At 58.7% G+C, this 12520-nt stretch carries 14 protein-coding genes; 7 read left to right on the top strand and 7 right to left on the bottom strand.

Going from position 1 to position 12520, the window contains the following annotated elements:
* Positions 1–133: 133 nt before the first annotated feature.
* From hemJ to coq7, 6 genes are all read left to right on the top strand, one after another.
* The gene (gene hemJ, locus LOY36_RS25740) at positions 134–565 is read left to right on the top strand and encodes a protoporphyrinogen oxidase HemJ (RefSeq protein ID WP_018928879.1); all 432 of its coding nucleotides are present in this window, start codon (positions 134–136) and stop codon (positions 563–565) included.
* A gap of 33 nt (positions 566–598) precedes the next feature.
* Positions 599–1567: a nitronate monooxygenase family protein gene (locus tag LOY36_RS25745; protein ID WP_019650353.1), complete on the top strand. Its 969-nt coding sequence runs from the start codon at positions 599–601 to the stop codon at positions 1565–1567.
* Between the two features lie 91 nt (positions 1568–1658).
* On the top strand, positions 1659–2618 hold the full coding sequence (locus LOY36_RS25750) for a DUF805 domain-containing protein (protein WP_258671299.1): 960 nt from the start codon (positions 1659–1661) through the stop codon (positions 2616–2618).
* Between the two features lie 62 nt (positions 2619–2680).
* The gene (locus tag LOY36_RS25755) at positions 2681–3469 is read left to right on the top strand and encodes an SDR family oxidoreductase (protein ID WP_018928876.1); all 789 of its coding nucleotides are present in this window, start codon (positions 2681–2683) and stop codon (positions 3467–3469) included.
* Between the two features lie 80 nt (positions 3470–3549).
* Entirely contained in the window at positions 3550–3888 is a 339-nt protein-coding gene (locus LOY36_RS25760) for a histidine triad nucleotide-binding protein (RefSeq protein WP_007906873.1), read from the top strand.
* A gap of 224 nt (positions 3889–4112) precedes the next feature.
* Positions 4113–4760 (top strand): 2-polyprenyl-3-methyl-6-methoxy-1,4-benzoquinone monooxygenase, encoded by a 648-nt coding sequence (coq7, locus tag LOY36_RS25765; RefSeq protein WP_018928875.1) that lies wholly within the window; start codon positions 4113–4115, stop codon positions 4758–4760.
* Positions 4761–4853: 93 nt separating this feature from the next.
* Here the strand turns inward: coq7 and speD are convergent, their stop codons facing one another.
* On the bottom strand, positions 4854–5648 hold the full coding sequence (gene speD, locus LOY36_RS25770; RefSeq protein ID WP_018928874.1) for an adenosylmethionine decarboxylase: 795 nt from the start codon (positions 5646–5648) through the stop codon (positions 4854–4856).
* Between the two features lie 238 nt (positions 5649–5886).
* Entirely contained in the window at positions 5887–6309 is a 423-nt protein-coding gene (locus tag LOY36_RS25775) for an OsmC family protein (protein ID WP_007941657.1), read from the bottom strand.
* Positions 6310–6555: 246 nt separating this feature from the next.
* On the opposite strand from LOY36_RS25775, the gene crp reads away from it, so the two are divergent.
* A complete protein-coding gene (crp, locus tag LOY36_RS25780; protein WP_018928873.1) occupies positions 6556–7200 on the top strand; it encodes a cAMP-activated global transcriptional regulator CRP in 645 nt (214 codons plus the stop codon).
* A 26-nt stretch (positions 7201–7226) separates the two neighbouring features.
* Here the strand turns inward: crp and LOY36_RS25785 are convergent, their stop codons facing one another.
* The 5 genes from LOY36_RS25785 to trpE all read right to left on the bottom strand — a co-directional run bounded on the left by LOY36_RS25785 (position 7227) and on the right by trpE (position 12461).
* On the bottom strand, positions 7227–7928 hold the full coding sequence (locus tag LOY36_RS25785) for a lipoyl protein ligase domain-containing protein (protein ID WP_258671300.1): 702 nt from the start codon (positions 7926–7928) through the stop codon (positions 7227–7229).
* A gap of 98 nt (positions 7929–8026) precedes the next feature.
* Positions 8027–8863, bottom strand: coding sequence for an indole-3-glycerol phosphate synthase TrpC (trpC, locus tag LOY36_RS25790; protein ID WP_258671301.1), 837 nt, complete (start codon positions 8861–8863; stop codon positions 8027–8029).
* On the bottom strand, positions 8860–9909 hold the full coding sequence (gene trpD / locus LOY36_RS25795; protein WP_018928870.1) for an anthranilate phosphoribosyltransferase: 1050 nt from the start codon (positions 9907–9909) through the stop codon (positions 8860–8862). The genes trpC and trpD overlap by 4 nt, the downstream gene beginning before the upstream one ends.
* 9 nt (positions 9910–9918) lie before the next feature.
* Positions 9919–10512: an aminodeoxychorismate/anthranilate synthase component II gene (locus tag LOY36_RS25800; protein WP_018928869.1), complete on the bottom strand. Its 594-nt coding sequence runs from the start codon at positions 10510–10512 to the stop codon at positions 9919–9921.
* 467 nt (positions 10513–10979) lie between these two features.
* Positions 10980–12461 (bottom strand): anthranilate synthase component I, encoded by a 1482-nt coding sequence (trpE, locus tag LOY36_RS25805; protein WP_258671302.1) that lies wholly within the window; start codon positions 12459–12461, stop codon positions 10980–10982.
* Positions 12462–12520 lie beyond the last annotated feature (59 nt).

The following is a 12520-nucleotide window of genomic DNA, read 5'->3' on the forward strand; positions in this document are numbered from 1 at the left end:
ACCTGCCCTCAACGAACCCACTGGAAAGCCGTCGATAATAGGGGCCGCGCGGCCCTGCGACAACCGTCAAGGTGACGTGCGGGCGCTCTACCCCCTACTATCTTCACTACCGTGAACCTGGGAATAACCAAAAATGCTTTATCTGTGGCTCAAAGCGCTTCACATCATCAGCATGGTCTGCTGGTTTGCCGGCCTGTTTTACCTGCCGCGCCTGTTCGTCTATCACGCGCAAAGCGAAGACACCGTCAGCAAGGAACGCTTCAGCATCATGGAGCGCAAGCTGTACCGGGGGATCATGGGGCCAGCGATGATCGCCACCCTGGTGTTCGGTATCTGGCTGATCAGCCTCAACCCGAGCGCCTATTTCGGCCAGGGCGCGTGGATGCACGCCAAGCTGACCCTGGTGGTGATCCTGATCGGCTACCACCACATGTGCGGCGCACAGGTAAAACGTTTTGCCCGTGGCGAAAACACCCGCAGCCATGTCTTTTATCGCTGGTTCAATGAAGTGCCGGTTCTGATATTGCTGGCTATCGTAATTCTGGTCGTCGTCCGGCCGTTTTAAATCCGACAGGCACACTCACCCGGGGTACTTCCAATGTCGCTGCCCGCTTTGCTCGAACAACGCTTGCGTCTGCCCGTGGTGGCGGCGCCGATGTTCCTGATTTCCAACCCTGAGCTGGTGCTCGCCTGCTGCCGTAATGGCGTGGTGGGCAGTTTCCCTGCGCTGAACCAGCGTGAGAGCAGCGGTTTCAAGGCCTGGCTGGAGGAAATCGAAGCAGGGCTGGCGACACTGGAAAACCCCGCGCCTTACGCGGTGAACCTGATCGTCCACCACAGCAATCCGCGATTGCAGGCGGATCTGGCGATCTGCATCGAACACAAAGTACCGATCGTGATCACCAGCCTCGGCGCCGTGAAGGAAGTGGTCGATGCCGTGCACAGCTACGGTGGCCTGGTGTTTCACGACGTGACGACCCGTCGCCACGCAGAAAAAGCCGCCGAAGCCGGTGTCGACGGTTTGATTGCCGTTGCCGCGGGGGCCGGTGGTCACGCCGGGACCTGGAGCCCGTTCTCACTGATCGCCGAGATTCGCCAGTTTTTCGACAAGACCCTGTTGCTGGCTGGCTGCCTGAACCATGGCCACGAGATTCTTGCCGCGCAATTGCTCGGTGCGGATCTGGCCTACTTCGGTACGCGATTTATCGGCACCACCGAAAGTCATGCGCCTGACGCCTACAAGGAGATGCTCCTGACTGCCAGAGCCGCGGACATCGTCCATACTCCAGCGGTGTCCGGGGTTCCGGCAAGCTTCATGCGTCAGAGCCTGGAGGCCGCCGGTTTCGACATGGCGGCGCTGCAAAGCAAGGGCGAGGTGGACTTCGGCTCCAAGCTCAAGCCGTTAAACGATGAAGCCAAAGCCTGGAAAACCGTGTGGTCTGCGGGCCAGGGTGTCGGGGAGATCGAGGATCTGCCGAGTGTCGACCAACTGGTCGAACGTCTCGGCACCGAATACCGCAAGGCGCTGGAACTGGCGGCAGCACTGCCCAAACGCTGGCCGCGCTGACAGGAAAGTTTGGCCAGCCCAACCCGGCCAGCCTTACACTCCCTCTTGTTACACTTTCCATTACAACTCTCGCGACAAGGATGCCTCGGCCATGAGCGAAAACCGTTTCAAGATCGTCTTCGATGGTGCTTTGCTGCCCGGTGTTGATGCCACCACCGCCAAGCTCAATCTCGCCGAGCTGTTCAAAAGCGATGTCGCAGCTATTGAACGCCTGTTCAGTGGCCGGACGGTTGCCCTCAAACGCGACCTGTCACATGCCGATGCGCAAACTTATCTTCAGGCGCTGACGAAAACCGGCATCGATGCCCGAATTGAAGCCGTACCCTCGATCGAGCTGAACCTGTCCGACGTTCACACCAGCCCATCGCCATCGGCAGAGCCTGAGTCCCCCTACGCTCCACCGCGCGCCACCGTCGGCGAAGCGCTGCCGGAGTTCGCCACACTCAAGGCATTCAGTTTCAGTGGCCGCATCGGCCGACTGCGCTTTCTGGCCTGGACAATGGCTCTGACGCTGGTGACGTTGGGCATTGGCTCGGTGCTGGCCATTTTCGGCTTCGGCCTCATCAGCACCAACTCGACTGCCGGCCTGATTGTCGCGGGTCTGCTGGCCGTTATTCTGATCGTGATACTCGCGTTCATCAGCATTCAGTTCAGTGTGCAGCGCCTGCACGATATCGGCTGGTCTGGCTGGCTCTGGCTGTTGAACCTTGTGCCGTTCGTGGGGGGCGCTTTCCCGTTCGTGATAATGATCGTGCCGGGTAACAACACTGCCAATCGATATGGCGCACCGCCGCCGCCCAACAGCAACGCAGTCAGGGTACTGGCTTCATTGTGGCTGGTGTTTATTGCGATCATGTTCGTTGGCGGGCTGACCGGAGGTCTCACGGCAATTCAGGATGAGTATGAAAGCGCCACTGATAGCGCCTATCAAAGTAGCTCTGTGACCACCGATGAAGTCGAAGCTGCGCCTGTCGAAGTCGACTCGGCAGCAGATTCAACCGACGATGCAGCCGAAGCGGCCCAGCCCCCTGTAGACTCTGCAAAAGAATGAACAGCGCTCCCCGCCCGTGACACCTGCGTCGCTGGCGCGGAGCTGTTGCGATGGAGAACTGCATGACCCGTTACGCTCTGATCACTGGCGCTTCCAGCGGCATCGGCCTGGCGATGGCCGAAGCGCTGGCCCGGCGCGGCCGCAGCCTGTTACTGGTGGCCCGACAGCGTGATCAGCTGGAAAGTATTGCGATTGAACTGACTCAACGTTTCGGCGTGGAAGTGTTGTTTCGTGCCTGTGACCTGGGAGAACCGTTGCGCCTGTCCGGTTTTCTACTGGAGCTGGAGGAAGGTGAGCGGCAAATCGATCTGCTGGTCAACTGCGCCGGCATCGGTACCTGTGGACCATTCCTGGCCCAGGACTGGATGACCGAGCAGGATCTGATCGAAGTGAACATCCTGGCCCTCACTCGCTTGTGTCATGCCATCGGTAACAGCATGGCCTTGCAGGGCGGCGGGCAGATTCTGAACGTTGCCTCGGTTGCGGCGTTCCATCCCGGCCCCTGGATGAGCACTTATTACGCCAGCAAGGCTTATGTGCTGAATTTTTCCGAAGGCTTGCGCGTCGAACTGAAAAAATGCGCGGTCAAGGTGTCAGTGCTCTGCCCCGGTCCGACCCGCACGGCGTTTTTCCGCACCGCGCAACTGAACACCGATAAGCTGGGCGAGAGCAAACTGCTGATGAGCCCAGAGGAAGTCGCGCTCTATACCGTGCGCGCCCTGGAGAAAAATCGCGCCATTATCATCCCCGGTCGCCTGAATCGCTGGTTCGCCTTCCTGCCACGGCTCGGCTCGCGCTGGCTGACCCGGACAATCGCGGGCATGGTCAATAAGGCGTACTGCCCGCGCTGACCAGCCTTCAAGGTAAAAAACTGGGCTCAGGCAGGGCCCATGCGTACACTCAAGCCAGCCAAACAACGGAGAAAACAGCTGTGGATACTCTGTTCACCAAGATCATCAACCGGGAAATCCCGGCGAAGATCATTTACGAGGACGACCAGGTACTGGCCTTCCACGACATCGCGCCACAGGCCCCCGTGCATTTCCTGGTGGTCCCGAAGAAACCGGTACGCACCCTTAACGACCTCACCGAGGACGATAAGGCTCTGGCCGGGCATATTCTGTTCACCGCGCAGCGTCTGGCTCTGGAACTGGGCTGTGAAGAAGGTTTCCGGGTGGTCATGAACTGCAATGAATTGGGCGGGCAGACCGTTTATCACATACATATGCACGTTCTGGGTCAACGCCAGATGCACTGGCCTCCGGGCTGATTGCAAGCGGTACCGGTTTATGTGGCGAGGGAGCTTGCTCCCGCTGGGTTGCGAAGCAGCCCCAAATCCACGCATCGAGTTTTTCCAGACAGAACCGATGGGCTGAATTTACGATCGCTTCGCGGTCGAGCGGGAGCAAGCTCCTTCGCCACAGATGACCCAGCGCAAACCCTCCCCGGCCGATTGGGTTAAACTGGCCGCCGAGATTCTTCCCGGAGGTCAGCATGACTACCCAACGTCACTACTCGCCAATTGACCGTCTTCTGCTGCAAGCCGATGCCGCGATGCGTACTTTGCTGCCCTTCAGTGGTCAGCCCTATCGTCCGTCGCCTGCCATCGTGCAGCCGGATGCGCAAATGAACGACGAGGACACCCGGCACGTCGCCGGTTTGATGCGCATCAACCATACCGGCGAAGTCTGTGCCCAGGCGCTGTATCAAGGTCAAGCCCTGACCGCCAAGTTGCCGCAAGTGCGCGCTGCCATGGAACATGCCGCCGAAGAAGAAATCGATCATCTGGTCTGGTGCGAACAGCGCATCCACCAGTTGGGCAGCCACACCAGCATTCTCAATCCGCTGTTCTACGGAATGTCGTTCGGGATTGGCGCGGTGGCCGGGTTGATCAGCGACAAAGTCAGCCTGGGTTTCGTTGCCGCCACCGAGCATCAGGTTTGCAAACACCTGAACGAACACCTTGAACAACTGCCCGCCGAGGACGAAAAATCCCGGGCGATCCTTGAGCAGATGCGCATTGATGAAGAACATCACGCCGAAAGTGCGCTGGATGCTGGAGGGTTCCGTTTTCCTGCGCCGGTGAAGTTCGGGATGAGTCTACTGGCCAAGGTGATGACCAAGAGCACTTATCGGATCTGACGGTTGTGTTGTTTGATCGGGCCTCTTCGCGGACAACAGCAATGAAAAAGGCGACTACCTTGCGGTAGTCGCCTTTTTTTGTACTCGGAACTCTCAGCTCGGCATGTTGCGCGCGTAGAAGATTTCGAGCATTTCGTGTTTCACACGCTCAGTCACCTGGGCACGCTGCTCAGAGGACAGGTTGCTGGTGGCGTCGCCGAACAGGTAGTTATCCAGTTCGAAGTTCTTCAGCAGCATTTTGGTGTGGAACAGGTTTTCCTGGTACACGTTCACGTCGGTCATCTGGTACGCGTCGCGGGTGTCTTCGGAGAGATAGTTCTGGATCGAGTTGATCTCGTGGTCGATGAAGTGCTTCTTGCCTTCAACGTCACGGGTGAAGCCGCGCACGCGGTAATCCACAGTCACGATATCCGAATCGAACTGGTGAATCAGAAAGTTGAGCGCCTTGAGCGGTGAAATGACGCCACAGGTCGACACGTCGATGTCCACACGGAACGTCGCGATACCGTCCACCGGATGGATTTCCGGGTAGGTGTGCACCGTGATGTGGCTCTTGTCGAGGTGGGCCAGGATGATTTCGGGCAACGGGCCCGGAGACTCTTCAATCTGACTGTCGGTGGGGGTTACCGGCTCTTCAGAGATCAGAATCGTGACGCTGGCGCCCTGGGGTTCATAGTCCTGACTGGCGATGTTCAGGATATTGGCACCAATGATATCGACAACTTCTGTGAGGATCTGCGTCAGGCGCTTGGCGTTGTACTCTTTATTGATGTACTCGACGTAAGCCTGCTGGTCTTGCGGGGTTTCCGCGTAGCAGATGTCATAGATGTTGAAGCTCAAGGTCTTTGTCAGGTTATTGAACCCGTGGAGCTTGAGTTTGCTTTTCACCGTTAAAAACTCTCTATGTATTGCGGGCTGGCCGCGTGATCAAGCATGCCCGTCAGATGCGAACGACGCACCTGCGTAGGACGGTTAACACCTCTTCGCGATGGCGATTTTGGTTGTCTGTTCAGGCAAGCGACCTGTCGGGTGACCGATCACTGCCCTGAAAAAAGTGGCGCATTATGCAGACGTCAGCTATGGATCACCAGAGTCTGCACCGCTTTTATGATAGTTGAATGTCGATTCAACCGAGCTCGATAATCTCGTAGTCGTGGGTAATCGCCACGCCAGCCGCGCCGAGCATGATCGAGGCCGAGCAGTACTTCTCGGCCGACAGCTCGATGGCACGCTTGACCTGGGCTTCTTTCAGCCCGCGGCCCTTGACCACGAAGTGCATGTGGATCTTGGTAAACACCTTCGGATCTTCGGTCGCACGCTCGGCTTCCAGGAAGGCTTCGCAGCTTTCGACGGCCTGACGCGACTTCTTGAGGATGCTGACCACATCGAAATTGCTGCAACCGCCAACACCCAGCAGGAGCATTTCCATCGGCCGGACACCCAGGTTACGACCGCCGGCATCGGGCGGACCGTCCATGACCACGACATGACCGCTGCCGGATTCACCGAGGAACATGGCTTCGCCTGCCCATTGGATGCGTGCCTTCATCGCCAAGACTCCACTGTATAAAAAAGGGTCGCCAGCTTAGCACAGGGCCCTTGATTGGCAGCGCTTCGCCTTACTAGGACATAACCGTATGCGTCGTAGGTAAATTCTCGAATCTTGAAGGAATGTGTCTGTTAAGCTGACGCCAATTCACTGGCGCTTAGCCAGCTTTGTAGCAAACAAAAAACCAGGCTTCACCAGCCCCCTACAAAAAACAAACACACCGTGCAGTCTTTTCGGGATACAACCATGGTTGCTATTACCCCCATATCCAAAATCAAGAACCTCGACAAACTGTTGATGCACTGCCAGCGCCGTCGCTATGCCGCCAAGAGCAACATCATTTGTGCCGGCGACCGCTCGGACACGTTGTTCTTCATCATCAAGGGTTCGGTGACCATCCTGATCGAGGATGACGACGGCCGTGAAATGATCATTGCCTACCTCAACTCCGGCGACTTCTTCGGTGAACTGGGTCTGTTCGAGCAAGCCGGGCTGGAACAGGAGCGCAGCGCCTGGGTTCGCGCCAAAGTCGAATGCGAAGTCGCGGAAATCAGCTACGCGAAATTCCGCGAGTTGTCTCAACAGGATCCAGACATTCTTTACGTGCTCAGCGGACAAATCGCACAACGCCTGCGCAATACCACGCGCAAGGTCGGCGACCTGGCGTTCTTCGACGTGACCGGTCGCGTTGCTCGCTGCCTGTTGGAGCTGTGCAAGCAGCCAGACGCCATGACCCACCCGGACGGCATGCAGATCAAGGTGACCCGTCAGGAAATCGGCCGGATTGTCGGTTGCTCCCGTGAGATGGTCGGCCGCGTGCTCAAGGATCTGGAAGAGCGCAACCTGGTCGACGTCAAAGGCAAGACCATGGTGGTCTTCGGTACGCGCTAGGCTCTGAAAACCGACGCCTGGAACACTTAAGCCCCGAGCACTTCTGCCAGCATTTGGCGATACAACGCATCGAGCCGTTCCAGCGCATCAGGAGCGGCAAACTTTTCATGCAGGGCAATGTGGCTTTCTGCGCGAACCCGCTGTTCCAGACCGCAGGCTTCGTTGAAACGATTGACCGCTGCGACCATCGACTCTCGCTCGTTATCGATCAGCATCGCCCCGTGCACCAGCCCGACCGGACGCTGACCGCCCTTGCTCTGCCGCCAGCGCTGAGCGGTTCCGACCATCTTGCGACCATCGAGGTTGACGTTGAAACGGCCGTCGCAGAACGCGCCCTCAATTTCGCCCAGGGACGACACGCCGCCCAACTCGTCAAGAAGCTGGCAAATCGGGTCGCAGAGCCGGCGATAGGCGGTTTCGATCCGATTCTGGTCACCCTCGCTGCGCGGTGGCGCGTAGACCAGCGCGATGTTGAGGGTCGATGCCGATTGCGGCACCGGCTCGCCGCCAGTTTCGCGCAGCAGTACCGGCCAACCGGCAGCGGCTGATATCTCGCACGCCGCCTCGAAACCCGGCAAGCGATTCAAGCGGCGCGGCATGACCAATGCCTGGTCTGTGGGTTGCCAGAATAGCAAGCTGAACTCCGAATCACCGGTGCACACATGGGCCAACAGGTCCTGTTCGGCGAGCAGGCCGGCTTCGATGGTCAGAGAGGTTGGCTGGGACATGGACGACTCCGTAAGACATGAAGTCTTTGGGGGGCTTGATGACCTACTCGCGGGCAAGCCCGCTCCCAGAGGGGATCGGGTTGCCTGCGAAAATGTGTTCAGTCGAGCGTAGAGCCGCTCACTGGAACACCGCGTTCAGGAAAGAACAGGCGCTGAAGTTCAGTACCCGGGCTTTCGGCGCGCATGAACGCTTCGCCGACCAGAAACGCATACACGTCGCTGATTTCCATCAACTCGACATCGGCGCGGTTAAGAATGCCACTCTCGGTGACCACCAGACGATTACGCGGAATACGCGGCAACAGGTCGAGGGTGGTTTCCAGGCTGACCTCGAAGGTGTGCAGGTTGCGGTTGTTCACGCCCACCAGCGGCGTGTCGAGGGTTTTCAAGGCCCGCTCCAGCTCGTCGCCATCGTGGACTTCCACCAGCACATCGAGGCCGACACTTTTGGCCACGGCCGCCAGCTCGGCCATTTTCACGTCATCCAGTGCGGAGACGATCAACAGCACGCAATCAGCGCCCAGGGCGCGGGACTCGATGATCTGGTACGGATCGATCATGAAGTCTTTGCGGATCACCGGCAGCTTGCACGCCTCCCGGGCTTGTTGCAGATACGCATCCGCACCCTGGAAGTAGTCGATGTCGGTGAGCACCGACAGGCAAGTAGCCCCGCCCTTCTCGTAACTCCTGGCAATGTCCGCAGGCACGAAGTTCTCGCGAATCACGCCCTTGCTTGGCGAAGCTTTCTTGATTTCAGCAATCACCGCCGGCTGTTTCTTCTTGGCCTGATCGATCAATGCCTTGGCGAAACCACGGGGTGCATCGGCCGCCTTGGCCAGGTTTTCCAGCTCTGCCAGGCTCACACGAGCGCTACGCTCGGCGACTTCCTGGACTTTGCGGGCCAGAATTTTTTCCAGAACCGTCGGTACACTCATCCCTCATTCTCCACTTTGAATACCGCGGTAAATGCACCCAACTCCTCAAGTTTTTCCCGAGCGAGGCCTGTGTGCAGCGCATCGTGCGCCAGGGCAACGCCTTCTTTCAAACTGCTGGCATGGTCGGCGGCGTACAGCGCGGCGCCGGCATTGAGCACGATCATCTCGGCGGCTTTCTGACCATTCTCGGTCTTGCGCTTGCCCAAGGCATCGCGAATCAGTTCCAGGGAAGCCGCCGGGCTTTCCACCGACAGACCGTGCAGGCTCTGGCTCTTCATGCCGAGGTCTTCGGGCTCGACCCAATACTCGGTGATCTGGTCATTCTTCAACTCCGCGACAAAGGTCGGGGCCGCCAGGCTGAACTCGTCCAGGCCATCCTTGGAGTGCACCACCAGCACGTGCTTACTGCCCAAGCGCTGCAAGACTTCGGCCAATGGCCGGCACAACGCCTGACTGAATACACCCACCACCTGATGTTTCACGCCGGCCGGATTCGTAAGCGGGCCGAGCATGTTGAACAAGGTGCGCAAGCCCAGCTCGCGGCGCGGGCCGGCGGCGTGCTTCATGGCGCTGTGATGGGTCTGGGCAAACATGAAACCGATGCCAACGTTGTCGATGCAGCGTGCAACCTGAACTGGGGTCAGGTTCAGGTAGATACCCGCTGCTTCCAGCAAATCGGCGCTGCCGCTTTTGCCCGACACCGCACGGTTACCGTGCTTGGCCACGGTGCAACCGGCCGCCGCGACCACGAATGAGGAAGCAGTCGAGACGTTGAAGATATTGGCCCCGTCGCCGCCGGTGCCGACCACATCGACCACGCCGTCGAGGGTGTTGAGTTCGACCTTGTCCGCCAACTCGCGCATCGCCGTCACGGCGCCGACGATCTCGTCGATGCTTTCGCTCTTCATGCGCATGGCCATCATGAACGCACCAATCTGTGCGTCCGTGCATTGCCCGGTCATGATTTCGCGCATGACATCACGCATTTCATCGGTACTGAGGTCGAGGTGGCCGACGATACGGCTCAGGGCTGTCTTGATATCCATGGAAAGTCCTTAGCGCGTGCCGCCAGTTTGTTTGAGGAAGTTGGCGAACAGCTCGTGCCCCTGTTCGGTGAGGATAGACTCGGGGTGGAATTGCACACCCTCGATGTTCAGCGTCTTGTGACGCAGGCCCATGATCTCATCCACCGAGCCGTCTTCGAGCTGGGTCCAGGCAGTCAGCTCCAGGCAATCGGGCAGGGTTTCGCGCTTGACGATCAGCGAATGGTAGCGGGTGACCGTCAACGGGCGATTCAGACCTTCGAATACGCCCTTGTCCTCGTGAAATACCGGGCTGGTCTTTCCGTGCATGACCTGACGGGCACGGACCACATCGCCGCCAAACGCCTGGCCGATGGATTGGTGACCCAGGCAAACGCCGAGAATCGGCAGCTTGCCGGCGAAGTATTTGATCGCTTCGATGGAAATACCGGCTTCGGTCGGGGTGCAAGGACCGGGAGACACGACGATGCGCTCAGGCTTGAGGGCTTCGATTTCGGCAATGGTGAGTTCATCGTTGCGCACGACTTTGACCTCGGAGCCTAGCTCGCCGAGGTATTGCACAACGTTGTAAGTAAAAGAGTCGTAGTTATCGATCATCAGCAACATGGCGTTAAGAACCTCTTGAATTCACTGACTTTTAATACGGCCTTCGAATGATTTACCCGCAGTGCGCTGCGCTTTGACGGGTGCTGGAGTGGCGCCAGCAAAGCGGCATTTCGTACAGGTAAAGAAGGCAAAGCGGTACAGGTCCGGCCAGGCCGGCAGAAAAGATTCAGGCGCGCCAACGCCAACGGGCGTGTGCCTTGATGACTTGATCCAGGAGTTTGCTGACGATCAACACGGGAAAGGTCTCATTCATACGTCTGGGCACAGTAACGTAGCTGGGCAGAGCGTGCAATATGGCCGGAGCGACAGCTCGCGAAACAATCGAAGGGTTAGCGACAGATGGCAAAAAGCTGGAAGTTTTTTGGCGGTGTCGAGAGCGGCCGAAGCACAAGATCAAAAGATTAAAAGGGGAATGACAGGCATAAAAAAACGCGGCGCCCTCGCAGGCACCGCGTTTTCTATGTGGATCAGTTTTCCGGGGTTTGTTCGGCCAGGGCCACGGCGCGGAACATCGCGCGACGCTTGTTCAGGGTTTCTTCCCATTCCAGCGCCGGTACCGAGTCGGCGACGATGCCGCCACCGGCCTGCACATGCAGTTCACCGTTCTTGATCACGGCGGTGCGAATCGCAATCGCGGTGTCCATGTTGCCGTTCCAGGCGAAGTAACCGACCGCGCCGCCATAGACGCCCCGCTTGACCGGTTCCAGCTCGTCGATGATTTCCATCGCGCGAATCTTCGGTGCGCCGGACAAGGTGCCGGCCGGCAGGATCGCCCGCAGTGCGTCCATCGCTGTCAGCCCGGCCTTCAATTGGCCGGTGACGTTAGACACGATGTGCATCACGTTGGAATAACGCTCGATGACCATCTTCTCGGTGAGCTTCACCGAGCCGATTTCCGAGACGCGCCCAGTATCGTTGCGGCCCAGATCGATCAGCATCAAGTGCTCGGCGATTTCCTTGTCGTCCGACAGCAGGTCTTTTTCCAGCGCCAGGTCCGCCTCTTCGTTGGCCCCGCGTGGGCGAGTGCCAGCAATCGGGCGCACGGTGATCAGGTTGTCTTCGACCCGCACCAGCACTTCCGGCGAACTGCCGACGACGTGGAAGTCGCCGAAGTTGAAGAAGTACATATACGGCGTCGGGTTGAAGCAACGCAGCGCCCGGTAAAGATCGATAGGCGCAGCCTTGAAGTCGATCGACATGCGCTGGGACGGCACGACCTGCATGCAGTCACCGGCCAGGATGTATTCCTTGATGGTGTCGACGGCTTTCTCGTAATCGTCCTGGGTGAAACTCGAACGAAACACTGGATCGGCCGATTGCTGCTTGCTGAAGTCCAGGCCACGGCGCGGAGTGATTGGCTGACGGAGTTGTTCCAACAGCGCTTGCAGACGCGCCTGACCTTGTTCGAAGGCATCTTCCTGCGACGGATCGGCCAGGACAATCGCATGCATCTTGCCGGCGAGGTTGTCGAACACCACCACCGCATCGGACACCATCAGCAGAATGTCCGGCACGCCCAGCGGATCCGGGTTCGGGCATTTACCCAGACGCTTCTCCACATAACGCACGCAGTCGTAACCGAAGTAACCCACCAGACCGCCGTTGAAGCGCGGCAGACCGGCAATGGTTGGCACGTTGTAGCGCGCCTTGAAGGCTTCGACGAAAGCCAGCGGGTCTTCAACGTCATGGCTTTCGATCTCGACACCGTCGTGGGTCACACTGACGTGGTGATCGTGAACCCGCAATACAGTGCGGCACGGCAGGCCGATGATCGAATAACGGCCCCACTTCTCGCCGCCCTGCACCGACTCCAGCAAATAGGAGTTCGGCTTGTCGGCCAGTTTCAGGTAGATCGACAGCGGCGTGTCGAAGTCGGCCAGGGTTTCGCAGGCAAGCGGGATGCGGTTGTAGCCGGCAGCGGCCAAACGCAGGAATTCTTCGCGGATCATGAGGTGCCTCGTGGCTTGAGGGTCTAACGGTCAGGTATGCAAACGCGCCGGTACGCCGG

Origin of the sequence: Pseudomonas sp. B21-019, from assembly GCF_024749225.1 — a bacterium.
Lineage (GTDB): Bacteria > Pseudomonadota > Gammaproteobacteria > Pseudomonadales > Pseudomonadaceae > Aquipseudomonas.

Bases quoted from the DNA above. Each gene is read 5' to 3' on its own strand.
- LOY36_RS25745 (WP_019650353.1), top strand. From the start codon at position 599: ATGTCGCTGCCCGCTTTGCTCGAACAACGCTTGCGTCTGCCCGTGGTG.
- LOY36_RS25800 (WP_018928869.1), bottom strand. From the start codon at position 10,512: ATGTTGCTGATGATCGATAACTACGACTCTTTTACTTACAACGTTGTG.
- LOY36_RS25750 (WP_258671299.1), top strand. From the start codon at position 1,659: ATGAGCGAAAACCGTTTCAAGATCGTCTTCGATGGTGCTTTGCTGCCC.
- LOY36_RS25755 (WP_018928876.1), top strand. From the start codon at position 2,681: ATGACCCGTTACGCTCTGATCACTGGCGCTTCCAGCGGCATCGGCCTG.
- LOY36_RS25785 (WP_258671300.1), bottom strand. From the start codon at position 7,928: ATGTCCCAGCCAACCTCTCTGACCATCGAAGCCGGCCTGCTCGCCGAA.
- trpE (WP_258671302.1), bottom strand. From the start codon at position 12,461: ATGATCCGCGAAGAATTCCTGCGTTTGGCCGCTGCCGGCTACAACCGC.
- crp (WP_018928873.1), top strand. From the start codon at position 6,556: ATGGTTGCTATTACCCCCATATCCAAAATCAAGAACCTCGACAAACTG.
- LOY36_RS25775 (WP_007941657.1), bottom strand. From the start codon at position 6,309: ATGAAGGCACGCATCCAATGGGCAGGCGAAGCCATGTTCCTCGGTGAA.
- trpC (WP_258671301.1), bottom strand. From the start codon at position 8,863: ATGAGTGTACCGACGGTTCTGGAAAAAATTCTGGCCCGCAAAGTCCAG.
- hemJ (WP_018928879.1), top strand. From the start codon at position 134: ATGCTTTATCTGTGGCTCAAAGCGCTTCACATCATCAGCATGGTCTGC.
- coq7 (WP_018928875.1), top strand. From the start codon at position 4,113: ATGACTACCCAACGTCACTACTCGCCAATTGACCGTCTTCTGCTGCAA.
- trpD (WP_018928870.1), bottom strand. From the start codon at position 9,909: ATGGATATCAAGACAGCCCTGAGCCGTATCGTCGGCCACCTCGACCTC.